Genomic DNA, 23,863 nt, shown 5'->3' with positions numbered 1-23,863 from the left:
TCTAAGGTAGAGGTATGTCTGTGACTATTGAACGAGTGGGCTTCGCCCCGAACTATGTGAACTATGTCGAGTGCCTCGAGGACCAGTACCGCATCCATGATGAGGTGGCCAACCGCACCCGCCAGAACACCATTCTTCTACTGGAGCACGAGCCTGTCATCACGGCCGGAAAGCGCACCGAAGACCACGAGTACCCCGCAGACAAATCCACCCCGGTCGTCAAGATTGACCGCGGCGGCAAGCTCACCTGGCACGGTCCGGGTCAGCTGACCGCCTACCCCATCCTTCGCCTACCCGAACCCATCGACGTGGTGGCCTACGTGCGCATTGTCGAGGAGATTATCATCAACGTCCTGGCGGGCCTGGGTATCAAGGGTGAGCGCGTCGAGGGCCGCAGCGGTGTGTGGATTCTGGGCGATGGCAAGACCCAGGATAAGAAGATCGCCGCCCTGGGCATGCGCGTTTCGCGTAACACCACCATGCACGGCTTCGCCATCAACTGCTGCAACGATCTTGAGCCCTTCGCTCAGTTCATCCCCTGCGGCATTAGCGATGCGGGCGTCACCTCGATTTCTGAGCAGCTGGGTCGCACCGTTACCCCCGCCGAAATCCTGGAGCCGCTGGAGGCCGAGCTGGTGAAGTACCAGGACCGCCTGGCCGAATCCTTCGAGCCGGTCAGCGCCTAAGCGGCCGGTTCGTCACCTATACGTCATATATTAAACTCACTTACACTTACGCCGCACCGGGCGTAGAATAGGACGTGGCCCGATTGAGCAGAGGGCACGTCGAACCCAAGGAGAAGACCTTTGAGCACCAAGCCTGACGGACGCAAGCTGCTGCGCGTGGAGGCTCGCAACGCCGAGACTCCCATCGAAAAGAAGCCTCACTGGATTAAGACCAAGGCCATTGTCGGCCCCGAGTACAACGAGATGCGCGAGCTGGCTCGTGGCCAGGGTCTGCACACCGTGTGTGAAGAGGCCGGCTGCCCCAACATCTACGAGTGCTGGGAGGACCGTGAGGCAACCTACCTGATTGGTGGCTCCGAGTGCACCCGCCGTTGCGACTTCTGCAACATTGCGACCGGTAAGCCCGTCGCTGTGGACTACGCTGAGCCCTTCAAGGTGGCAAAGAACGTGAAGGTCATGGGTCTGCGCTACGCTACCGTGACCGGCGTGGCCCGTGACGATCTGGAAGACGGCGGTGCGTGGCTGTACGCAGAGACTACCCGCCAGATTCACAAGATGTGCCCGAACACCGGCGTCGAGATGCTCGTCCCCGACTTCAAGGGTGTTCCCGAGCACGTCCAGAAGGTGATTGACGCGAAGCCCGAGGTGTTCGCCCACAACCTGGAGACCGTTCCCCGCATCTTCCGCCAGATTCGCCCGGCGTTCCGTTACGAGCGTTCCCTGGATGTCATCACCCAGGCTAAGGAAGGCGGCATGGTCACCAAGTCCAACCTGATTCTGGGTATGGGTGAGACCGACGACGAGATTTACGAGGCGCTGTGCGATCTGCACGATGCTGGCTGTGACATCATTACCCTCACCCAGTACCTGCGCCCCGGCCCGCTCTTCCACCCCATTGAGCGTTGGGTGAAGCCGCAGCAGTTCGTGGACTTCGCAAACATGGCTGAGGAGATTGGCTTCGCCGGCGTTATGGCCGGCCCGATGGTTCGTTCTTCCTACCGCGCGGGTCGCCTGTGGGCTCGCGCGATGCGCAAGAACGGCTACCCCATCCCCGAGAACCTGGCTCACATCGAGAGTGAGGGCGCTGCCCTGCAGGAAGCCTCCTCTCTGGTGGCTGCGGGCTACTAAGCCGTTTCGGATTCTGTCTGAAGCGTGGAGGCTCCCCAAACCGGTATTCAGCTGGTGTTCGGGGAGCCTTCCCTTATGCCCCGGCCCCTGTGCGGGTAGGGTAAACTAGATAAATTGCAGGCACACTGCATCGTTACGTTACTATGGTTCCGTGAGCGTTTGAGGCGCCTCGGGACCGCGGAAGAACCACCGAGGAAGAATCGTGGCAGATAAGCGCGAAGAGAAGAAAAAGAAGAAGGAACGCACTCCGGGCACCTTCGCCCAGATGAAGCAGGTCTACCAGATGACCAAGAAGTCCGACCCGAATATCGGTTGGATTCTGAGCCTGGCCGCCCTGGGCACTCTCCTGGTCTTTATCCTCATCGGCGTTGCCCTGGGTAACTGGATTACCTTCCTTATTCTGGGTCTGGGCGCCGCCGCCGTTGTGGCTATGCTGATCCTGAGCCGTCGCGCGGAGGCCGCCGCCTTCTCGCAGATTGAGGGTCAGCCCGGCCGAAGCGGTGCAGCCATGAACTCGGTGCGTCGCGGCTGGCAGGTTGAAGAGCAGCCGGTGGCCGCTAACCGCAACCAGGATATGGTGTTCCGTGCGCTGGGCCGCCCCGGCATCGTGCTGGTGACCGAGGGTCCCCACAGCCGCGTGAATGCCCTGGTGAACACCGAGAAGAAGCACCTGAACCGTGTGGCTCCCGGCGTGCCCGTGCACGTGATTGAGACCGGCCACGATGAGGGCCAGGTAGAGCTCAAGGATGTCGTGAAGACCATGAACAAGCTGCCCAAGGCTCTGACCCAGCAGGAGGTGCAGGCGGTGGGTGGTCGTCTGAAGACCCTGAACCACATGCGCAACCCGATGAACGGTCTGCCCAAGGGCGTCGACCCGATGCGTGCGCGCCCCGACCGTCGCGCGATGCGCGGCCGCTAAGCAATGCTAGGCCCCGGCCTCTCCCCCGCGGAGGGTCGGGGCCTTCGTCGTACCCGGGGTCGTTATTGCCGGTAGCGTTCCGTTGCCGCCGGGCCTGAAAGATGAGACACAGAAAAAGATGGGCAACAGAGATGTCACCTGTTTCCCAAATTTGTAACATTGACGAAACACGTTAGTCATGCACCCGAAAAAAATACCTACTATGCTGGATATGTCCGGGTGATTCGTGATTCGCCCGAAACCGACACTAGACAAACAGGTTGAGGTGCCGCGGCGGGTTACTATTCCTCCTCCGCACTCAATCAAACAAGGAGCAGTCCTCATGTTTACCAGCCCCCAGGAAGTCCTCGATTTCATTAAGAACGAAGACGTCGTCTTCGTCGACATTCGATTTACCGACATGCCCGGCGTGCAGCAGCACTTCAACCTGCCCGCCAAGGCAATCGATGACGATTTCTTCGTCAACGGCCAGCTTTTTGATGGTTCCTCCATTCGCGGCTTCCAGGGTATTGCTGAGTCTGATATGCAGCTGATCCCCGATGTTCAGTCCGCATACGTTGACCCCTTCCGCATTGAGAAGACCCTGGTCATCATCTGCTCCATCGTGAACCCCCGCACCGGTGAGCCCTACCACCGCGATCCCCGCGGCGTTGCTGAGCGCGCCGAGGCATACCTGCAGTCCACCGGCATTGCGGACACCGCGTTCTTCGCCTCCGAGGCTGAGTTCTTCGTCTTCGAGGACGTCCGCTACCAGGTCGAGCCGAACTCCGTATTCTACAAGATTGACTCTGACGAGGCTCCCTGGAACACCGGCCGTAAGGAAGAGGGCGGCAACCTGGGCAACAAGACCCCCGTCAAGGGCGGTTACTTCCCCGTCTCCCCCGTCGACAAGCAGGCTGACCTGCGTGACGCAATGTGCGTAGCGTTGGACGAGGTTGGCCTCGAGGTCGAGCGTAGCCACCACGAGGTGGGTGCAGCCGGCCAGGCAGAGATCAACTACAAGTTCGACACCCTGACCAAGGCCGCTGACGATCTGCTGAAGTTCAAGTACGTTATCAAGGGCACCGCAGATGCCTGGGGCAAGTCCGTGACCTTCATGCCGAAGCCCGTCTTCGGCGATAACGGTTCGGGTATGCACTGCCACCAGTCGCTGTGGCAGAACGGTGAGCCCCTCTTCTACGACGAGCGCGGCTACGCTAACCTCTCCGACATCGCTCGCTGGTACATCGGCGGTCTGATTGAGCACTCCTCCGCTGTTCTGGCCTTCACCAACCCGACCGTGAACTCCTACAAGCGTCTGGTTCCCGGCTACGAAGCTCCCGTGAACATGGTGTACTCGCAGGGTAACCGTTCGGCAGGTATCCGTATTCCGATTACCGGCACCAACCCGAAGGCTAAGCGCCTCGAGTTCCGTGCACCCGACCCCTCGGCTAACCCCTACTTCGCGTTTGCAGCTCAGCTGATGGCTGGTCTGGACGGTATCCGCAACCGCATCGAGCCGCCCGCCCCGATTGACAAGGACCTGTACGAGCTGCCCGCCGAGGAAGCCAAGGACATCAAGAAGGCTCCCGCTAACCTGGAGGCCGCTCTGGAAGCTCTCGAGGCTGACCACGACTTCCTGCTCGAGGGTGGCGTGTTCACCGAGGATCTGATTCAGGCTTGGATTGATTACAAGCGTAAGAACGAGCTGGAGCCCCTCTCGCTGATTCCGCACCCGCTCGAGTACCAGCTGTACTACGGCGTCTAAGAGCTACCCTATTTCAGTAGCTAGCCTGTAGCTGTTCCCCGCACACCCGTGAGGTGCGCGGGGAACAGTCGTTTAACACGCCCACTACCGATGCAGAGGCGATTTGCGTGCGCCGCGGCATCTGTCACCCGTTCAGGTTATAAGGTTTTGGGAATTCGCGAGGCCCCACGTGCTGAATCGTTATCCCTGGTTCAAGCCTGTGACTTGCGCTTAGAGCGACTCTAAGGATTAACCTAAAGGTGCTGGCGCTCCTCCTACTTACGTCGTGCAACCGGGAGGGGCGCCGGCATTTTTATACCCTAATGCTGTTGAGCGTTTAAGACCTGCTGTGCGATAAGCCGGTCAAGCTTACGGACATCGATTTTTCGGCCCAGCTTGACCTTGATGTAGCCAACCTTCGTCCATAGAGCAATTTCACTATTCGTGTCGAATAGGTTTCCTGCGTTCTCAGAAGACCACATATGGATTGAGGAGTAAGGTAGCGAGTACATTTCTACTTTCTTACCCGTCAGACCCTGAGCATCACGAATGATGAGTCGGTGAGTCGTGAAAATAGCAGAATCACGGAAAGTAGCAAACGCCGCGACGGCGCTCTCCCCCGGCCCCAAAAGAGCTTGGGCATCCGGTGGTACAGGAATCTCTGATTGTAGAGTCCACGTCATGATAGCGGCAATAGACATAGAGTTATCTCCAGGATGTTGAGTGATATAACGCTCTCAGTATAGAGCTCTGTTAATTTATCTGCGTTCCAGATGGTCATCTGCGCAAACATAATATGAGCACTAAATATCCGTTCATGGATGACACCGTAAATCTCATAGGGTGACTTTTTAGCGCTGTTTCTCCATACAACTTCATTTATTGGGATACGCTCATCCCCTACCCACGACGAAAGGATGAGCCCCTTTTGCTTCCACAGCCTTCCACTCCCCCTCGTTTTCAGGCTAAGCATTTCGATGAGCTGACTCTACGTGAGCTTCAGCAGATTCACATCACCCGTTCTCTTGTCTTTACGGTGGGTCAGCAAATCATTGCGCAGGAGCCTGACGAGGCTGATTTCGACTGCGTTCATTTCTTCCACGTAGATGAGGCTGGGAGGGTCCTGGCATACTTGCGGATCTTCGATTTAATGAAGGTCGATGATGGCTACCACCGACCCGTCGAAGGTGCCTGGACCATTGGCCGAGTGGCGGTGCGCGAGGAGGCGCGCGGCACCGGCCTGGGGCGCGCTCTGCTGCGTGAGGCAATTGATTGGGTCCGTGAGAATACAGAGGCTCGTCAGCTGGTCATTAGCGCCCAGTCTTATCTGAAGGACGGCTACTACGGTGCGGCGGGGTTCGTTCAGGTGGGGGAGCCGTACCTGGAGGTCGGCATCGAGCACGTAGAGATGGTTCTGGAGCTCTAGCATGCCCTCCTCCCCTTTACCCTGGTAGGAGCAGTGCGGGCCACATCATAAGATGCCCTCGACCCGCGACTCAAGGCAAAAAGCGAAGAGGAGTAAAATAGAAAGTGCGCGCGCCCGGCCTGCGTCACCTACGAATTCCTCGAGAAACGACACCATACGCCGTGTTCTCAGCGCCGCCCTCCCGAAGCACTCTCACGCATCCCTGGGCGAGCATCGCCGATGACCGACCGACCCGTCTGACGCCGCATCCACTGTAACGAGGAGAAATACCATGGCATATCAGCCGACCATCCTAAACGGTGAAACTGTTTTCCGTAACGAAGTTTTTCAGACCGGCCTCATGTCCCAGCTGCTGGACGGCATCTACGATGGCGAGATGACCATCGGTGAGCTCCTGAGCCACGGCAACTTCGGTGTGGGTACCTTCAACGGCCTCGACGGCGAAATGGTCGTCCTCGACGGCGTCTGCTACCAGGTGCGTCACGACGGCTCCGTATCCCTGCCCGACCTGCGCCAGCAGACCCCCTACGCCGTGGTCACCAACTTCGTGCCCATGATTAAGCGCGAACTGCCGCAGAACCTGCTGCGTAAGTCTGCCTCGCAGATTCTGGATGACTTCACCGTCTCCAAGAACTACATGTACGCCATCAAGATTTACGGCGAGTTCGAATGGGTCCGCACCCGCACCGTCATCAAGCAGGAGAAGCCCTACCCGAAGATGGTTGCGGCCACCGAGAATGAGGACATTGTCCAGTTCGATAACGTGACCGGCACGATTGTTGGCTTCCGCACCCCGATCTACGAGCAGGGCATCTCGGTGCCCGGCTGCCACGCCCACTTTATCGATGATGAGCGCGTTCAGGGCGGCCACGTGGTCGACTTCAAGCTGCGCTCCGCAAAGGTCGAGATTTGCCCCGGTACCGGCCTGCAGCTGCACCTGCCGCTAACCCCCGAGTTCTCCTCCGCTAACCTCTCCCCCGAGGACCTGGCTGAACAGATCTCCAAGGCTGAAAAGCACTAAGCTTCTTTCCCGCCGGGATATAGCAACGGGATATATTAACCGAAGGAGCCGCCCTCTACTGTTCTGTAGAGGGCGGCTCCTTCGTGTCCTACGTGCTGTAAACGGCGCTTACGCCTCCGGCACGAACTCGCCGTGGCCGCGCTCGCGCAGGGCAGCACGCACCTTCTCAGCGGCCACATCCAGCTCTTCGGCGGTGGCGTCCTTCTTGGCGTTGGCGGGGTCGTACTCAGCCATGCTATCAACCGGGAACAGATGGATGTGGGTATGCGGCACGTCGAAGCCAGCAATCACCAAAGCCACACGCTCCTTATCAAATGCCTGATCCAGGGCACCCGAAATCTTGTGCACCACAGCGAACAGGTGCGCAGCCAGCTCAGCCGGCAGGTCGGGCCAGCGGTCAATCTCCGCGCGGGGAACCACCAGCAGGTGACCTTCCGACTGGGGCATGATGTCCATGAACGCCACGCAGTGCTCGTCCTTCCAGACGAAGCGGCCGGGAAGCTCGCCGTCAATAATCTTGGTAAAAATCGTGCTCATGCTATCTCCTTTGATGTTATTCCGCCGCCCACGCGGTGAACGTGTGAACGGCAGAACGGGGATGAGGGTTAGTCCTCAACCTCAATGCTCTCACCGGGGTTCAGGTGCTTCAGCTCAGTGCCGTACTTCGCGCCGAAGTTCGTCACCAGGCCCTCGATAATGCCGGTGCCGTTGGCGTTAATCATGCCGTTGTGAATCGGAACCACGCGCTGCGCGCCGGTTGCAATCACAAAATCAATGACTTCCTGAACCTTCGACCAGGGCGCGTGAATCGGTACCAGAACGGTCTGGGCCTTCACCCGGTGGGGCACCACGAGGGAGTCACCCGGGTGGTACAGGCTGTTGTTGAACAGGTAGCCGACGTTGCGGATTACGGGAATCAGCGGGTGAATCAGGGCGTGCTGGCCGCCGAAGGTCTTCACGTCGAAGCCGGGGATGGCGAACTCGGTGTCCGCTTCCACGACGGTCACCTCAGCCTCGGGAGAGGCCTCCAGAATGACCTTGGCGACCTCGGGAACGGTCCAAATCTTCAGAGGGTTACCCTCTGCGATGCGCTGGGCAATAATCGGCAGTACCGAGGGAGCGTGAAAGTGGTCGGGGTGGGCGTGGGTAATGAACAGGTACTCCGCGCTCTGCAGGGCCTCGGCGTGCTCGCCATAGGGGGAAAAGTTACCGGGGTCAATCACCAGGACGTGTCCGTCGTTCTCGATGCGGACGCTGGAGTGGGTGTACTTCGTTAGCTTCATGTGTTTCAGTTTACTCTTGTGTCTCTCTCCTTATCCCAAAAAACTTCACTTTTTGAGACAAAGTGCAAATCAGAGGCTTTCTATGTGGCTTTAGTGTACAGTTCTTTACACAAGATCGACCGTGACTATTGGGGGCGGTTATCCGCTCCGAAAGGTTCATCAATGGACACTCATATTCCCGTTCGGAGAATTACGAAGCCCGCCGAAGCTCGCAACACACGTCAGCGCCGCATCATCAAGGCCACGATGGAAGAGCTCGGCGATTTTATTTCGGCACAGGATCTGCACCTCACTCTCGCAAACCGCAAGGAACAGGTCTCCCTTGCAACCACTTACCGCGTGCTGCAGTCGCTGGCCAACACCGGCGAACTGGACTCGGTCAAGGGCGTTGAGGGCGAAACCCTGTACCGCCACTGCCGGGCCAAGGAACACCACCACCACCTGCTCTGCCGCCGATGCGGCACCGCCATCGAGCTGGAAGCTCCCGATTTCGAGGATTGGGCACTGACCATGGGCAAGAAGTACGGCTTCTCGGAGCTCGAGCACGTGGTCGAGGTGACCGGCTACTGCCCCGATTGCACCCTGGCCCTGCGAGAAGAAGAAACGCAGAACGAATCGGCCCGCTAGGGTCGGCACACTGTCCTAGAAGCGGTTGGGATTCCGGCCAAATACCGACGAATCCCACCAATAGCACGACACAGCACGACAACACACAGGGCGTTGAGAACCCAACCCCGTAGCACGACGTGAAAGAGCCCCCGCTCAACTCGAGCGGGGGCTCTTTCACGTCTGCGGACGTAAGCTAGTTCTTTGCCGCCAGGTGACGGCCCGAGGCGCTGTGGCGGCGCTTCACGGAACCAATCACACGGCACACCAGGTAAATCAGGAAGGAAATGCTCGTCACGTACGGGCTAATCGGCAGTGAGCCGGCCAGCGCCAGCATAATGCCGCCCACGATGGAGGCCTCAGCGAAAAGCACTGAAAGCAGCAGCGTGCGCAGCGGAGAAGCCGTCACCTGCATCGCCGCCGCCGCCGGGGTAATCAGCAGGGCCAGCACCAGCAGCGAACCGACCACCTGCACCGACAGCGCCACCGCGATACCCAGCACAACCATGAAAACCAGCGAGAGGAAGCGCATCGGAACGCCCTTCGCCCGAGCCACGTCCGGGTCGAGGGAGGCGAAGCTCAGGGGCCTCCACACAATAATCAGCAGGGCAATAATGACCACCGCACCAATAATCATGGTGTTCAGCTGGTCGGCATCCACGGACACGATCTGACCGGTGAGCAGGCCAAACTTATTCGCACTACGACCCTGATACAGCGAAAGGAACAGAATACCCAGCCCCAGACCGAAGGGCATGAGCGCGCCAATCACCGAGTTCGACTCGCTCGCCTTGGACCCAATCATCGCAATCAGCAGGGCCGAGGCAATCGAGCCAACCATGGAGCCGGTGACCACGTCGTAGCCCAGAAGCAGGGCCAGGGCCGCTCCCGCGAAGGACATCTCAGAAATGCCGTGCACCGCGAAGGCGTGATCGCGCATCATCACGAAGATGCCGACGAAGCCACCGATGAGGCCCAGCACAGCACCCGCAAAAATGGAGTTCTGCAGCATATGCAACAGCTCGCCGTAACGATCAAACACGAAGATGCGCGAGAGCAAATCACCCTGCGTGCTGGATGCAGCGGCCAACGCGGGGAGGGAAGAGAGAATGGTCATCGAGCGGTTCCTCCCGGTAGGTGCAGGGTGCCGGACGCGTCGCCGGGCTGTGCCTCGACTCGCAGGTGGGCACCGTGGATATTCTGGTCGCCGCCTTCAATATGGCAGTGATCGCTGGCGTGGGTCTCCCCCACCACCACGTAGCGGCCGTTGGACTTGAGCACACTCACCGGAGTTCCGTACAGGGAGGTGAGGGTCTCGCTCGTCATAACCTCCTCGACCGAACCAACCGTAAAGCGGCCGTTGGCCAGGTAGAGCACGCGATCCACATGCTCGATAATCGGGTTGATCTCGTGCGTCACGAAAATTACCGAGACTCCGTGCTCGCGGTTGAACCGGTGAATCAGCTCCGCCACGGCGTACTGATGGTTTAGGTCTAGGGAGAGGAGCGCCTCATCGGCCAGCAGAATCTTTGGGTCGTTCGCGAGGGCCTGGGCAATGCGCAGGCGCTGCTGCTCACCGCCGGAGAGCAGACCCACCGGAACGTTGGCGTACTCGGTAGCGCCCACCGCCTCCAGCAGCTCGTCGACCTTGGCACGGTACTTGCGGCCGCGCAGGCGGATACCCCAGCGGTGCCCGTCCACGCCCAGGCCCACGAGGTCGCGAGCGCGCATCGGGGTGGAGGGATCGATTGCCTTCTGCTGGGGCACGTACCCAACACCGGGGTTGCCCAGGCGGGCGGGCTTGCCGAGCACCGAAATTTCGCCGGAGTTAAGACCGGTCAGCCCGAGGATGACCTTGAGGAAGGTTGATTTGCCGGAGCCGTTCGGGCCGAGCACCGCGAAGTACTCCCCGGCCCCAATATCGAGGGTGAGATTTTTCCAGAGGGTGCGGGCCCCGAAAGCGAGGCTACCCCCGCGAATCGAAATCGCGGGGGTGGCACCGTTATTGTTATCAGTCACTTAGGAGAGCGCCTTTTCGAGGTTGCTGACGTTGGTCTTCATCCATGCCAGGTAGTCGGTGTTCTCGGGCAGGGTTTCGGTGAAGGATACGTAGTTTACAGAAGCATCCTTCGCGGTCTGCAGCACCTCGTTCGTCTGGGAGGTGGCGGTCTGCTCGTTGTAGGCCAGCAGCTGCACCTTCTTCTCGCTGATAAGGTCCTTGGTTTCCTTCAGCACGAGGGCGGGAACGTCGTTACCCGCCTCGACAGCCTCGGCAAACTCGCTGGGGGTTGCGTTCTCGGCGCCGGTGGAGGAGATCAGGTAGTCGGGTACGGGCTCGGTGGAGAGGTACTTCTTGCCCGCACCGGAGATGGCCTTTGCGGAGGCTTCGAGGCCGTCCAGCTCCTTGACGAAGTTGGCGGCGTTCGAGCGGTAGGCCTCAGCGTGCGCGGAGTCCAGGGTGGCGAGGTCCTCGGCAATCTGCTGGGCAACCTTCTTGACGGTTTCGAAGTCGTACCAGAGGTGCTCGTTGAACTCGTGGGCGTGGGCGTGGTCGCCGCCGTCCTCGTGGTGTTCGCCGCCGCGGTGGTCCTCGACCAGGTGGTCGTACTCTGCATCGGTGAGCTTGCCGCTGACCTTGACCGCGTTCACGACCTTCTGGGAGGCGTTATCCTTGCCGGCCAGGTCTTCAAGGAACAGATCGTAGCCCGCGCCGTTGATGACGATCAGGGATGCGTCCTTGGCCTTGAGTCGGTCGGAGCTGGTGGCTTCGTAGGAGTGGGGGTCGGTGCCGGTGGAGGAAATCAGCGCGCTGACCTCAACGTTGTCGCCACCGACCTGCTTAACGATGTCGGCGTACACGTCGGTGGAGGCGAGCACCTTAACCTTGCCGTTCGAGTTAGCGGAGGCGCTCGAACCGGAGGAGCTGTTCTCGGTGGCGCAGCCGGTCAGAAAGAGGGAGGTCGCCGCGAGGGATCCCAGCGCGGTGAGGAAGTGCTTGCGGGTGATGGGGCGATGCGACATATCGTTCTCTTTCTGTTCGTCTGCTGATGTGTTTCTTCCGTTTCTTAACTACACCACGCGCATACCCGTATAAACAACTCTTTATTTGTTGTCCCGACCGGGCGAATACCCGCGTTCGATGCCCTTTGGAGGCATGCCTTATCGACGGTTCAGGTACGCAAATGCCCCGTGCTTCAGGGCAGTGGGCGCTGAAGCGCGGGGCATCGTTTCTGCCGCAGACGGTCACCGGAGGGTAGGGTCCTCGAGTAGCCGAGCCGAGGGGCCGGACGTCGCCTTAGTCGGCGTCCCGACCCGCAGCACGGGCACGCTGACGGCGAATACGTTCGCGCACCTCGTCCTGCGTGGTGTCGTTGATTTCGCCGACGAGCTCCTCGAGCACGTCCTCCAGGAAGACCACACCCAGGGTGCGGCCGTGACTGTCCATGACCTGCGCGATGTGGGTTCGGGTGCGCTGCATCGAGGTCAACGCATCGTCGATATCCGTGGTCGGCGAGAGCGTATCCAGAGAGCGCAACTTATACCAGGGGAAGGGCTCGTTGAATCGCTCCGGGGAGACGGCGAGCGCGTCCTTCACGTGCAGGTATCCCATGTAGGTTCCGTCGCTGTCGGTGATGACGAAGCGAGAGTAACCGCTGCGGGCCACGGCGTGCTCCAGCTCTGCGGGGGTGCTGCCGAAGGGCAGGGTGACGAGCTTGTCACCGGTCACCATGATGTCGGAGATTTCCTTCTCGGTGAACTCGAGGGCGCCCTCGATCACGCCGGCGTCGTCCTCCACGGTACCTTCGGCGGTCGAGGTGGCCACGATGGTCTGCAGCTCGCCCAGGGTGAAGGTCGAGGCAACCTCGTCCTTAGCTTCGACCTTCATGAGGTGCAGCAGGCTGTTGGAGAGGTTATTGAGCAGAGCCACGATGGGTGCGAAGACCTTGGAGACACGCACCAGCGGGGGCACAACCCAGAGGGCCAGGCCTCGGGCGGCGAGGGTGACGGTCGCGTTCTTGGGCACCATTTCGCCGAAGATGACGTGCAGGTAGGTCACCAGGATGAGGGTGATGCCGAAGGCCAGCACGTCGACGACCGCGGTGGGCAGGCCTACCAGGTGCATGGGCATCTCCAGCAGGTGGTGTAGCGCAGGCTCTGAGACGTTCAGGATGAGCAGCGAGCAGATGGTGATGCCCAGCTGGCAGGTGGCGAGCATGAGCGAGACGTGTTCGAGGGCGTAGATGACGGTCTGCGCCCGTTTGTTGCCTTCCTCCGCGAGGGGCTCGACCTGTGCACGTCGGGTGGACATGATGGAGAACTCACCGGAGACGAAGAAGGCGTTTCCGGCGAGCAGCAGGACCAGCAGTGCGATGGCTACCCAGTCGTTCATGCGCGTACTCCCTTCTTCGGTGCGGTGTCCTCGTAAGCCGAGTTTTCTTCGGGGTCGGGGGTGAATCGGATACGGTCCACGCGCCGGCCTTCGAGGGCGTCAACGCGCAGGGTGCCCCCGGTGACCGGGACGGTGTCGCCGATTTCGGGGATGCGGCCGAGTCGATCCATCATAAAGCCGCCGACCGTCTCGTACTCGGGGCTTTCCTCAACCTCGAGTCCGGGAATAAGGGCGTTGATTTCGTCGGGGCGGCGCAGGCCGGAGAAGACCCAGTCGCCGTTGCCGTAGCGCAGGGGGCGCTCGGTGCGTCCGCGGTCGTGTTCGTCGGAGACTTCGCCGACGATTTCTTCAACGAGGTCTTCGAGCGTTGCGATACCCGCGGTTCCGCCGTACTCGTCGAGGACTACGGCAAGCTGCAGGGCTCCCTGGCGCAGCTGGGTGAGCAGCGCGTCCAGGTGCAGGGTCTCGGGGACCTGCAGAACGTCTTCGGCGAGCGCGCCGGCCTCGAGGGTGCCGCGCACTTCGGGGGGAACGCCCACGGCCTTCTTGACGTGCACAACACCCACAATGTTGTCGTGGTCGCCCTTGTAGAGCGGGAATCGGGAGTGGCCGGTGGAGCGTGCCAGCTCGATGATATCGCTGACGGGTGCGGTGTCTTCGAGCATGGAGACCTGGCCTCGCGGGGTCATGACCTCGGAGGCGGTCAGCTCGGAGAAGCGCAGGGTGCGGTCCAGGAAGCGGGCTACGGCTGAGTCGAGGGTACCTTCCTTAGCGGAGCGGCGCACCATCGAGGAGAGCTCGTCGGGGGTGCGGGCGGCGGAGAGTTCTTCTTTTGCTTCCATGCCGAAGCGGCCCAGAATCCAGTTTGCGGAGCCGTTCATGATGCGCACGAGCGGCGAAATAATGCGGGTGAAGTTCAGCTGGAAGGGGGCAAGGCGGCGGGCCACGTTGTAGGGGTCCGCGATGGCGAGCCCCTTGGGCAGCAGTTCGCCCATCACCATGGACAGCAGGGTCGCGATGAGCATCGCGAGGACGAGGGTAAGAACGTCGGTTAATCCGCTTGGCAGGCCCAGGCTACCGATGGTGCCCGTGGTGAGCGCCTTGATGGCGGCGTCGAGGGTGTAACCGGTAAGCAGGGTGGTGATAGTGATGCCGATCTGGCAGCTGGAGAGCTGCGTGGATAGGGTCTTGAGGCAGCGCAGGACGGCGTCTGCGGCCTTGTCGCCGGAGTCTTTGGCCTGCTGCACGGTGGCGGCTTCGAGGGCCACGAGAGAGAACTCGACGGCCACAAAGAATCCGGTTCCAAGAATGAGCAATAGCCCGATCAGCAGAAGAATCAGATCCACTCGGTCACCACCTCAGTTCGGAGCGATGCGCCGAGCACGGGTAGAGTAGCGGTCGGGTCGCGGAATAGTGCGGGTACTCCGCGCTGGTCTGTGTGTACGTTCGTACTCGAAGGGTCATCCATACCCCATATTCTAGCGAAGGTTCCGGGCCGCCTCGTTGCTCCGGGTCGGTTCCGTTCTGGGCGGAAGGCCTCGTGAGGGGCTTTATGACGGCCCCTAGCTTATTTGAACCGTGTTGAGTGAAAAATTGCATTGTCTACATGCTGTTCTCAGGTGGAAACTTCACGGTGATTCTCTCTACACTTATACATAGGAGCATGAGTGTGCCGCCAAGCAAGCGGATGAACTCCGGAGTTCACGGCACGCTAGGCAGGTTTGTACGGTGCACACCCCGCACATACGGCCTCTACCGCAGGCGATGCGCACATGCTCAGCGTGATGATTCGCCCCTCGAAGACGCGGGTCGTCTATGCCGGGGTGAGTCCCGGACGCGACGGATAAATTCACACTAATTGGAAGAGGCGTTTAACGTGCCCAATCTGCCAGAACATCTGGTGCCTGAGGAATTTGCCGGTAACGAATGGTTCGTTGAAGAACAGTACGAGCGTTACCAGAAGGACAAGAACCTCGTGGACCCTTCATGGTGGCCCATTTTTGAGACCATCGATAAGGCGCTGGGAGGCGCCGGTACCGCGAGTGCTCCGAGCCCCGCCGCAGCCGCACCGGCTGCTCCCGCAACTCCCGCCGCCGTTCCGGCGGCTCCTGCAGCCCCCACCGCTCCCGTGGCATCGAAGCCTACGAAAGCGCCTGCTACCCCCTCCCCCGCACCTGCTACTCCGAAAGCTAATACTGTGGAACCTGCTGAAGACAAGATTGTCCCCCTGCGTGGCCCTGCTAAGGCAGTCGTCACGACCATGGAAGAGTCGCTGACCGTCCCCACCGCTACGACTGTTCGCGCGGTCCCCGCTAAGCTTCTGATTGAGAACCGTAGCGCCATCAACAAGTACCTGGCCAGCACCCGCGGCGGCAAGGTTTCCTTCACCCACATTATTGGTTACGCGGTCATCCGCGCCGTTGCGGCTATGCCCTCCATGAACGTGACCTACAACGTGGATGAGAAGGGCAAGCCCGTTGCCGTCCACAACGCTCACGTGAACTTCGGTCTGGCAATTGATATCCCCCGCCCCGATGGTTCGCGTAACCTGGTGGTTCCGAACGTTAAGGGTGCCGAGCAGCTGAGCTTCCGCGAGTTCTGGGACGCTTACAACGACATCGTCAAGCGCGGCCGTAACGGCGCGCTGACCATCGAGGATTTCCGCGGCACCACCGTGTCGCTGACCAACCCCGGCGGTATCGGTACCGTTCACTCGGTGCCCCGCCTGTCTAAGGGCCAGGCCGCCATTATTGGTGTGGGTGCTCTCGAGTACCCGGCCGAGTTCCGTGGCCTGTCTGAGAAGCTGATTACTCAGCAGGGCCTGTCGAAGATTATCACCCTGACCAGCACCTACGATCACCGCGTGATTCAGGGCGCCGGTTCCGGTGAGTTCCTGAAGCTGGTCGAGCACTACCTGCTCGGCGGCGATGACTTCTACGACGCTATCTTCCGCGACCTGCGCATCCCGTTCGAGCCGGTGCGCTGGGCCCGCGACAACCACATCGACGACGAGCACGAGATTTCGAAGGTCGCCCGTATTCAGCAGCTGATTCACGCGTACCGCGTGCACGGCCACCTGACCGCGGCAACCAACCCCGTCGGCTACAAGATGCGTTCGCATCCGGACCTGAAGCTGGAGCGCTACGGCCTGACCCTTTGGGATTTGGACCGCGTCTACCCGACCGGTGGCTTCGGCGGCGCCGAGCGTCTGCCGCTGCGCACCATCCTGGAGCGTCTGCACGAGGCATACTCGGGTTCCCTCGCGGTCGAGTACATGTACTCCGAAGACCCCGAGGTGCGCGCATGGTTCCAGGAGCGTCTGGAGCACGGTGCGACCAAGCCCAACCGCGAAGAGCAGCTGCGCGTGCTCTCGAAGCTGGTTGAGGCCGAGGCATTCGAGCACTTCCTGCAGACCAAGTACCTGGGCCAGAAGCGATTCTCCCTCGAGGGTGGCGAATCCCTGATTCCGCTGCTGGATGCCGTTCTTGACAAGGCAGCCAACAAGGATCTGAAGGGCGTTGCCATCGGTATGGCACACCGCGGTCGCCTGAACGTGCTGACCAACATCGCGGGCAAGTCCTACGCTCAGATCTTCCGTGAGTTCTCCGGAACCGCAGCTCCCTACGAGGGCGGTTCGGGTGACGTGAAGTACCACCTCGGCACCGAGGGCGTCTTCACCTCCGATTCCGGCAAGCAGACCCAGGTGTATGTGGCCGCTAACCCCTCGCACCTCGAAGCCGCTAACACCGTGCTCGAGGGTATTGTCCGCGCTAAGCAGGACGTCTACCGCGAGCAGGGCGTTGAGGGCCACCCGGTTCTGCCCATCCTGATTCACGGTGACGCAGCGTTTGCCGGCCAGGGCATCGTCATGGAGACCCTGCAGATGGCAGACCTGAAGGCTTACACCACCGGCGGCACCCTGCACATCGTGGTGAACAACCAGATCGGTTTCACCACCCTGCCCAACGACGGCCGTAGCGCAACCCACCCCACCGACATTGCGCGTATGACTAAGGCTCCGGTCTTCCACGTCAACGCTGATGACCCGGATGCCGTGGTCCGCGCCGCACGCTTGGCCTTCGAGTACCGCGAGCGCTTCGGTCGCGACGTGGTCGTCGATCTGATTTGCTACCGCCGCCGCGGTCACAACGAGGCCGACGATCCGTCGATGACCCAGCCGAAGATGTACCAGGACATCGACGCTCTGCCTTCGACCCGCACCCTGTACGCCCAGGATCTGGTGGGCCGTGGCGATGTCTCCCAGGAGGAGGCAGACGAGGTTCTGGATTCCTACCACTCGAAGCTGGACGCTATCTTCGTCGAGACCCAGTCCTCGGCACCGGCTCCGACCGCTCCACACGTTTCCGGTCTGGAACTGCCGGCTGCTCAGCAGAACACCGAGGTGGTTCACGCCGGCAAGACCGCAATCTCCCTGGAGACTCTCCAGCGCATTGCCGATGCCTTCGGTAAGGCTCCCGAGGGCTTCACCGTCCACAAGAAGCTGAAGAAGCTCATGGACCAGCGCGTTGAGATGGGCCGTAGCGGTAACGTGAACTGGGGTATGGGCGAACTGCTCGCCTTCGGTTCGCTGCTGCTGGAGGGCACCGACGTTCGCATGAGCGGTCAGGATGTTCAGCGCGGTACCTTCGTTCAGCGTCACGCGGTCCTGCACGACCACCTGACCGACGAAGAATGGTCGCCGCTGCAGCATCTCTCCGAGAACCAGGGTAAGTTCCGTATCTACAACTCCTTCCTCTCGGAGTACGGCGTGCTCGGCTTTGAGTACGGCTACTCGGTGGAGCGCCCCGACTCGATGGTCGTGTGGGAGGCTCAGTTCGGTGACTTCGCCAACGGCGCCCAGACCATCATCGACGAGTTTGTCTCCTCCTCCGAGCAGAAGTGGGGCCAGCGCTCCTCGCTGGTTATGCTGCTGCCTCACGGCTACGAGGGCCAGGGTCCTGACCACTCTTCGGCACGCATCGAGCGTTACCTGCAGCTGTGCGCCGAGAACAACATGACCGTTGCGGTCCCCTCGACCCCGGCTTCGCACTTCCACCTGCTGCGCCGCCACGCTCAGCACCGTCCGTACAAGCCGCTGGTGGTTATCAGCCCCAAGCAGTTGCTGCGTCTGAAGGCCGCCGCATCCTCGATTGAGGACTTCACCGAGGGCTCGTTCCAGCCGGTGATTGGCGACCGCTCGGGCATTAACCCGGCTCAGGTGGAGCGTGTGGTCTTCGTGTCCGGTCGTCTCTACTACGATCTGGAGGCCGAGCGCGAGCGCCGCGGCGACACCAAGACCGCGATTGTCTCGGTGGAGCAGCTGTACCCGCTGCCCGAGAGGGAGATCAAGGAACAGCTTGCCCTGTACTCCAACGCAACCGACCTTGTGTGGGCTCAGGACGAGCCGGCCAACCAGGGCCAGTGGCCGTTCATGGCGGTCAACCTGCTGCCGCTGCTCGACCGCCGCGTGCGTCTGGCTTCCCGCCCGGCCGCTGCTTCCCCGGCAGCCGGTACCGGTAAGCTGCACACCGCCGAGAACGAGGCTCTGCTCAAGCAGGTCTTCGAAGGCTAAACTGTTGAAACTCTAACCGTTCACAACCCGTCGCCCCGTCAGGTACGCCTGGTGGGGCGACGGGTTTTTGGTCTCGGATGCTTGTGGATAGGGGATTAAGTTCGAAAACCGGCCCGTAAGCGCTTATCCTAGATATACAGACTATTACTCACGTGCCCCGCCGCCTCTCACGGCGGGTCCATCCTGCAGAAGAAAGAATTCCGTGGAGCAACGCAATATTCGAATTGTGGCAGTCGGCGATGACCTGCTCGCCGGTGTTGGCGATCCCCGTACCCTCGGCTGGTTCGGCCGCGTCATGGCACGCACCCCGCAAACCACCGCATCCATCGCGGCGTACAACCTGGCCGCACCCAATGAAGGCAGCGAACAGCTCAACGCTCGCTGGTTTGAGGAGGCCCGCCGCCGCTTTATTCCGGGCGCCGACAACCGCCTCGTCATCGCTCCGTCGACCTTCGACATCGATTTGGGTCTGACCAGCGCACGCTCCCGCTTGAACCTGGCTAACATTGTGGACATGGCCTCGCAGAACAACATCAAGGTTCTGGTCGTCGGTCCCCCTCCGACCCTGGATGCCGAGCGTAACCGCCGCATCGCCGATCTGTCAGCCGCATACGCCGATGTCGTGACCCGCCGTAACCACGTGTACGTGGACACCTTCAACCCGCTGCTGCACCACGAGCAGTGGCGCAACGACCTGGCAGCAAATGACGGTCGCCCCGGCCAGTCCGGTTACGGCCTCATGGCCTGGCTTGTGTTGCACCGCGGCTGGTACAACTGGCTGAACATCCCGGAGCACGGCTAATCCTTTGGAAGAGGAAGGCGAAGAAACTTCGTGTTTTTTCGCTCATATCTCGGTTCCAAGATGCAATCAGGCCGTTTCTATGAAAAAATAGACGGCGTTGCCCCTATAGCGTGGACCACCGATTTTCGGTGACCGCCTCTCACAGGGCAGTTAACGAGGAACGCGCACCGCGAAGGTGGGGCGTGTTTCCATGAACACTATAAGGAGGCTCTCATGAGCAAGCGCGGTCGTAAGCGCAAGGACCGTCGTAAGGGCGGCGCAAACCACGGTAAGCGCCCCAACGCATAAGGTATCTTGCATACACTTTAAAACCCCGGCGTATCGAATCTTCTATTCGAACCCGGGGTTTTGCTTTACCCCCCCCCTCATCACCCGGGTGCGGGGAATAAAGCCCCAAATCAGACGTTATGTTCTACGGTGACCGTATGGAGCGTTCCCGTAGAGAGGAGGAATCATGGCCGAGACCGCAGACACTCAGAGTGTCAGTGCTAAGGACACCCGCGAGCTACGTGAACGTTTTACCGCACAGGCCATGCAGTACGTGGACCAGCTCTACAGCGCGGCCCTACGCATGAGCCGCAACCCCGCCGACGCTGAAGATCTGGTGCAGGAGACCTATATGAAGGCTTTCGCGTCCTATCACCAGTTCACCGAGGGTACGAACCTGAAGGCGTGGTTATACCGCATCCTCACGAATACGTACATCAACCTGTACCGCAAGCGTCAGCGCGAACCGCAGCAGAGTCAGGGTGAAACCGTCGAGGACTGGCAGCTGGCCGCTGCCGGCGATCACGACGCCGTGGGTCTGCGTTCGGCGGAGGCCGAGGCGCTGAGCTCCCTGCCGGGCACCGAGGTGCGTGAGGCACTGAGCTCCCTCCCCGAGGATTTCCGCATGGTGGTGTACTACTCCGATGTCGAGGGTTTCGCCTACAAGGACATCGCCGAGATTATGGACATCCCGATCGGTACGGTCATGTCCCGTCTGCATCGTGGACGACGCATCCTGCGAGAAAAGCTACTCGACTACGCGAGGGAGAACGGTCTGCGCCCCTCCACGGTTGCCAAGGTTGAGGCGAAGGCCGCCGCCTCGGCAGCCAAGGCCGCGGCGAAAACCTCCCCCAAATCGGTTTAGCCCCCTCAAAAACGTTTGCCCCACTTGCTTCCCCCTGCACCTTCCGTGTGAAAGGAACCTCCGATGTCTGATACCCCGAATACCTCTGCTGCCCCTTCTGAAGACTGCGGCGGCGAACCCTGTTCCACCATCCTCAAGAAGCTCTACGAGTTCCTGGACGGCGAGCTGAGCAGCGAACAGGTGCGCACGATTCAGCGCCACCTCACCGCCTGCCCCGAGTGCACCGATGTCAAGAACTTTGAGCTGGCGCTCCGCGAGAAGATGCGTTCCTCCTGCGCGCAGAAAGCTCCCGCGGAGCTCAAGAGCCGTCTGCTGCAGGATGTGCGAGACTTCTGCGAGCAGGTGCACCGCTAGGCACTGAGTCTCCCCACTCTGCTTTTCAGCTTTTCTTATAGGGCCTGCCCGGCGCTCCCCTCGAGCACCGGGCAGGCCCGTCTCATCCGGGGGTTCCGGCGGGGTGCGCTAAACCTTCACCCGGTAGAATAGACCTAGACCGGCTACGGATTCCGCCGAGTGCGGGCTACCCTCCGTAGCATGCCGATTTGGAAGAGGATTTATGAGCGACGCATCAGTGCAGCTGTCCGCGGGTGATTGGCCCGCTCCCCCAGCCCCCGCTTCGGCCCTCGGCCGTCACGCGACGGTGCATATCCCCGGTTCAAAGTCGCTCACAAACCGATACCTGCTCCTGGCCGCTCTGGCCGATTCTCCCTCGTACCTACGCGCGCCTCTGCACTCCCGCGATTCTGCCCTCATGATTGAGGCGCTACGCCGCCTGGGTGCCGGGGTTGAGCTCATTCCCACCGATTCGCCCTTCGGCCCCGACCTGCGGGTTACCCCGTTGGATTTCTCCGCGTCAGCCGAGCCTTCCGGGGTTCGCGAGGCTCACCGCGTCAGTATTGACTGCGGTCTGGCCGGCACCGTGATGCGTTTCGTACCCGCCCTGGCGGCCCTGCTACCCGGTGAGTTCGCCTTTGACGGCGACCCTCACGCACGCCAGCGTCCCATGGGCCCCGTGCTGGAGGGTCTGCGCCAGCTGGGCGTGCGCGTGGACTGCGCCGAAGCGCCCGATGCTCTACCCTTCATTCTGCGTACCCTGGGCCTGGCCTCCGTGCCGGTGGACGAGGCTCCCGTCGTGCGCATCGACGCTTCTTCCTCTTCCCAGTTCGTCTCTGCGCTTCTGCTCATGGCTCCGCGCCTGCCGAAGGGGCTCGTGCTCGTGCACGAGGGCTCCTCGGTTCCCTCGATTCCGCACATTCAGATGACGGTTGAGGCGCTCCGCGAACGTGGCGTGCGGGTGCAGGAGCACTACCCCGCCGAGGGTGGCGAGTACCGCTGGGTTGTTTCCCCCGGTTCTTTCCCCGGCTTCGAGGTCACCGTGGAACCCGATTTGTCGAATGCCGGCCCGTTCCTGGCGGCTGCCGTGGCCACGGGTGCCTCTGTGAGCGTTCCCCACTGGCCCGCCCCCGCGGCTGATTCCTCGGCCGGTACCACGCAGGTCGGCGATATGTGGCGTGAGCTTCTGCCGACCCTGGGTGCGCGCGTCGAGTATCGCGACGGTGCTCTGACCGTGACCGGCCCGCGTTCCCTGCCGGAGGGGCCGCTCAGCTACGACCTGTCGGCCGGGGGCGAGCTCGCCCCGACCATGGCCGCCCTGTGCGCGCTGGCGCACGGCCCCGTCGAGCTGCACGGCATTGCGCATCTGCGCGGCCACGAGACGGACCGCCTGGCCGCCCTGGCCGCCGAAATTAACCGTCTGGGCGGCCGTGCCCGCGATACCGAGGATGGCCTCGTGATTGAGGCTCCCATCCCCGCTGAGGCCCGCGCCGAGACCGTGGTAGCCCACACCTATGACGACCACCGAATGGCTACCTTCGCGGCCATTGTCGGCCTTCGCCGCAGCAACACCGTCGTGCAGAACGTGGGGACCGTCGCGAAGACGATGCCCGAGTTCACCTCCATGTGGGAGGGCATGCTCGCGCAGTGGGCCGGTGAGGCCCCAGAAGCCCCGCAGAACGTACAAACCACCGAGGAGGTGCGCTAATGGGTTCCTCCCGAATGAATGTTCGTGACTTCTCCGAGTGGGATGAATCGGATGTGCACGTTCGCCCCAACAAGAAGGGCTCCCGCCCCCGCACCAAGGACCGCCCCACCTTCAAGGAAGCCATTCGCGGCCGCGTGATTACCGTGGACCGAGGCCGCTGGTCCGTGGTTGTGGACGAGGGCACCGAGAACGAGCGTACCCTGATTGCCGCCCGCGCCAAGGAACTACGCCGCACCCCGATCGTGACCGGCGACTTCGTGGACGTGGTGGGAGATACCTCGGGGGCGAAGGATACCCTGGCGCGCATCGTGCGTCTGGGTGAACGCACCTCCGTGCTACGCCGAAGCGCCGACGACACCGACCCCTCGGAACGCGTGGTCGTAGCCAACGCCCAGCAGCTCGTCATTGTGGTTGCCGCGGCCAATCCCGAACCGCGTACCGGTTTCATCGACCGCGCCGTGGTGGCGGCAGTTGATGCCGGAATTGAGCCGATTCTGTGCATCACGAAGACCGATGTGCGTTACCCCCAGCATCTGCTGGACTACTACGCCGCCAGCGGCCTCAAGGTCGTTCTCTCGGCCTCATCGGACGGCCTGGCCCCCAGCCAGGACGGTGCCCAGGGCCTCGAGTCGGCTCCCGTGCAGGAGCTGTTGCAGGAGCTGCTGGGTGAGGTATCGGTCCTGCTGGGCCACTCGGGCGTGGGTAAGTCCACGTTGGTGAACGCGCTGACCGGTTCGGATCGCGCAACCGGCCACGTGAACGCGGTGACCGGTCGAGGCCGACACACTTCCTCCTCGGCCCTGGCCCTGCGCCCCGTGGAGCGCGATGGCCGCCCGGTCCCTGCGGGTACCTGGATTATCGATACCCCGGGTATCCGCTCCTTCGGCCTGGCGCATGTGCCGCGTGAGACCGTGGTCGACGCTTTCGTCGACTTGGCCCCCGGTGCCGCCGACTGCCCGAAGGGATGCACCCACGCAGCGCAGGCCCCCGATTGCGGAATCGAAGCCTACGTGGCCGCCGGGAAGGCGGGCCCCAGCGGCCCCGAGCGTCTGGAGTCGCTACGCAAGCTCCTGCTGCTGACCCCCGAGGAGGGGGACTCCGAGAAGGAACTGGGCGCCCTCGCCTAGCCAC

General features: G+C 61.5%; 22 protein-coding genes. 14 read left to right on the top strand and 8 right to left on the bottom strand.

Translation table 11 applies throughout. The features are described from left to right. The first annotated feature begins 14 nt into the window (after nt 1-14). The 4 genes from lipB (at nt 15) to glnA (ending at nt 4,480) form a co-directional block, all read left to right on the top strand. Nucleotides 15-686: a lipoyl(octanoyl) transferase LipB gene (lipB, locus tag HMPREF2874_RS05335; RefSeq protein WP_049342798.1), complete on the top strand. Its 672-nt coding sequence runs from the start codon at nt 15-17 to the stop codon at nt 684-686. A gap of 120 nt (nt 687-806) precedes the next feature. Then, entirely contained in the window at nt 807-1,814 is a 1,008-nt protein-coding gene (gene lipA / locus HMPREF2874_RS05330) for a lipoyl synthase (RefSeq protein ID WP_049333262.1), read from the top strand. A gap of 202 nt (nt 1,815-2,016) precedes the next feature. Further along, a complete protein-coding gene (locus HMPREF2874_RS05325; RefSeq protein ID WP_070649209.1) occupies nt 2,017-2,733 on the top strand; it encodes a DUF4191 domain-containing protein in 717 nt (238 codons plus the stop codon). Between the two features lie 322 nt (nt 2,734-3,055). Further along, nucleotides 3,056-4,480, top strand: a complete 1,425-nt coding sequence (glnA, locus tag HMPREF2874_RS05320; protein WP_049333266.1) for a type I glutamate--ammonia ligase — start codon at nt 3,056-3,058, stop codon at nt 4,478-4,480. A gap of 299 nt (nt 4,481-4,779) precedes the next feature. Here glnA and HMPREF2874_RS05315 read toward each other — a convergent pair whose 3' ends face one another. Then, nucleotides 4,780-5,160, bottom strand: coding sequence for a PH domain-containing protein (locus HMPREF2874_RS05315; RefSeq protein ID WP_070649206.1), 381 nt, complete (start codon nt 5,158-5,160; stop codon nt 4,780-4,782). A gap of 227 nt (nt 5,161-5,387) precedes the next feature. On the opposite strand from HMPREF2874_RS05315, the gene HMPREF2874_RS05310 reads away from it, so the two are divergent. Both HMPREF2874_RS05310 and budA read left to right on the top strand, forming a co-directional pair. After that, nucleotides 5,388-5,885 carry a GNAT family N-acetyltransferase gene (locus tag HMPREF2874_RS05310; RefSeq protein ID WP_070649204.1) on the top strand — a complete coding sequence of 166 codons (498 nt, stop codon included), beginning with the start codon at nt 5,388-5,390 and terminating at the stop codon, nt 5,883-5,885. Between the two features lie 271 nt (nt 5,886-6,156). Then, the gene (gene budA, locus HMPREF2874_RS05305) at nt 6,157-6,906 is read left to right on the top strand and encodes an acetolactate decarboxylase (RefSeq protein ID WP_049337825.1); all 750 of its coding nucleotides are present in this window, start codon (nt 6,157-6,159) and stop codon (nt 6,904-6,906) included. 108 nt (nt 6,907-7,014) lie between these two features. Here budA and HMPREF2874_RS05300 read toward each other — a convergent pair whose 3' ends face one another. Beyond that, nucleotides 7,015-7,443: an HIT family protein gene (locus HMPREF2874_RS05300; RefSeq protein ID WP_070649202.1), complete on the bottom strand. Its 429-nt coding sequence runs from the start codon at nt 7,441-7,443 to the stop codon at nt 7,015-7,017. Between the two features lie 68 nt (nt 7,444-7,511). After that, entirely contained in the window at nt 7,512-8,189 is a 678-nt protein-coding gene (locus tag HMPREF2874_RS05295) for an MBL fold metallo-hydrolase (protein WP_070649198.1), read from the bottom strand. 162 nt (nt 8,190-8,351) lie between these two features. Here HMPREF2874_RS05295 and HMPREF2874_RS05290 point away from each other — a divergent pair, with 162 nt between their 5' ends. Beyond that, nucleotides 8,352-8,816 carry a Fur family transcriptional regulator gene (locus tag HMPREF2874_RS05290; RefSeq protein ID WP_049342794.1) on the top strand — a complete coding sequence of 155 codons (465 nt, stop codon included), beginning with the start codon at nt 8,352-8,354 and terminating at the stop codon, nt 8,814-8,816. A gap of 175 nt (nt 8,817-8,991) precedes the next feature. Here HMPREF2874_RS05290 and HMPREF2874_RS05285 read toward each other — a convergent pair whose 3' ends face one another. The 5 genes from HMPREF2874_RS05285 to HMPREF2874_RS05265 all read right to left on the bottom strand — a co-directional run bounded on the left by HMPREF2874_RS05285 (nt 8,992) and on the right by HMPREF2874_RS05265 (nt 14,531). Next, on the bottom strand, nt 8,992-9,912 hold the full coding sequence (locus tag HMPREF2874_RS05285; RefSeq protein ID WP_070649196.1) for a metal ABC transporter permease: 921 nt from the start codon (nt 9,910-9,912) through the stop codon (nt 8,992-8,994). Further along, the gene (locus HMPREF2874_RS05280; RefSeq protein ID WP_070649194.1) at nt 9,909-10,814 is read right to left on the bottom strand and encodes a metal ABC transporter ATP-binding protein; all 906 of its coding nucleotides are present in this window, start codon (nt 10,812-10,814) and stop codon (nt 9,909-9,911) included. Before HMPREF2874_RS05280 ends, HMPREF2874_RS05285 begins: the two co-directional genes overlap by 4 nt. Next, nucleotides 10,815-11,816: a metal ABC transporter solute-binding protein, Zn/Mn family gene (locus HMPREF2874_RS05275; protein WP_070649193.1), complete on the bottom strand. Its 1,002-nt coding sequence runs from the start codon at nt 11,814-11,816 to the stop codon at nt 10,815-10,817. A 274-nt stretch (nt 11,817-12,090) separates the two neighbouring features. Beyond that, nucleotides 12,091-13,185, bottom strand: coding sequence for a hemolysin family protein (locus HMPREF2874_RS05270; RefSeq protein WP_049333281.1), 1,095 nt, complete (start codon nt 13,183-13,185; stop codon nt 12,091-12,093). Next, nucleotides 13,182-14,531 (bottom strand): hemolysin family protein, encoded by a 1,350-nt coding sequence (locus tag HMPREF2874_RS05265; protein WP_070649192.1) that lies wholly within the window; start codon nt 14,529-14,531, stop codon nt 13,182-13,184. The genes HMPREF2874_RS05270 and HMPREF2874_RS05265 overlap by 4 nt, the downstream gene beginning before the upstream one ends. A gap of 530 nt (nt 14,532-15,061) precedes the next feature. Here HMPREF2874_RS05265 and HMPREF2874_RS05260 point away from each other — a divergent pair. From HMPREF2874_RS05260 to rsgA, 7 genes are all read left to right on the top strand, one after another. Next, nucleotides 15,062-18,757 carry a multifunctional oxoglutarate decarboxylase/oxoglutarate dehydrogenase thiamine pyrophosphate-binding subunit/dihydrolipoyllysine-residue succinyltransferase subunit gene (locus HMPREF2874_RS05260; RefSeq protein ID WP_070649191.1) on the top strand — a complete coding sequence of 1,232 codons (3,696 nt, stop codon included), beginning with the start codon at nt 15,062-15,064 and terminating at the stop codon, nt 18,755-18,757. 202 nt (nt 18,758-18,959) lie between these two features. Then, nucleotides 18,960-19,559 (top strand): GDSL-type esterase/lipase family protein, encoded by a 600-nt coding sequence (locus HMPREF2874_RS05255; protein ID WP_049333285.1) that lies wholly within the window; start codon nt 18,960-18,962, stop codon nt 19,557-19,559. 213 nt (nt 19,560-19,772) lie between these two features. Further along, nucleotides 19,773-19,847, top strand: a complete 75-nt coding sequence (locus HMPREF2874_RS09620) for a 50S ribosomal protein bL37 (protein ID WP_095343185.1) — start codon at nt 19,773-19,775, stop codon at nt 19,845-19,847. 166 nt (nt 19,848-20,013) lie between these two features. Next, nucleotides 20,014-20,691: a sigma-70 family RNA polymerase sigma factor gene (locus tag HMPREF2874_RS05250; protein ID WP_049333287.1), complete on the top strand. Its 678-nt coding sequence runs from the start codon at nt 20,014-20,016 to the stop codon at nt 20,689-20,691. A 63-nt stretch (nt 20,692-20,754) separates the two neighbouring features. Next, complete coding sequence (rsrA, locus tag HMPREF2874_RS05245; RefSeq protein WP_070649190.1) at nt 20,755-21,045, top strand: mycothiol system anti-sigma-R factor; 291 nt, start codon at nt 20,755-20,757, stop codon at nt 21,043-21,045. A gap of 202 nt (nt 21,046-21,247) precedes the next feature. Next, on the top strand, nt 21,248-22,732 hold the full coding sequence (gene aroA, locus HMPREF2874_RS05240) for a 3-phosphoshikimate 1-carboxyvinyltransferase (RefSeq protein WP_070649189.1): 1,485 nt from the start codon (nt 21,248-21,250) through the stop codon (nt 22,730-22,732). Beyond that, nucleotides 22,732-23,859 (top strand): ribosome small subunit-dependent GTPase A, encoded by a 1,128-nt coding sequence (gene rsgA / locus HMPREF2874_RS05235; RefSeq protein ID WP_070649188.1) that lies wholly within the window; start codon nt 22,732-22,734, stop codon nt 23,857-23,859. Before aroA ends, rsgA begins: the two co-directional genes overlap by 1 nt. Nucleotides 23,860-23,863: the final 4 nt, after the last annotated feature.

The sequence above is a fragment of the Rothia sp. HMSC068F09 genome (assembly GCF_001812775.1).
In the GTDB taxonomy this organism is placed as follows: Bacteria; Actinomycetota; Actinomycetes; order Actinomycetales; family Micrococcaceae; genus Rothia; species Rothia mucilaginosa_A.
The sequence above is the reverse complement of the archived record's forward strand: the minus strand, read 5'-3'. Positions and strand labels throughout refer to the sequence as shown.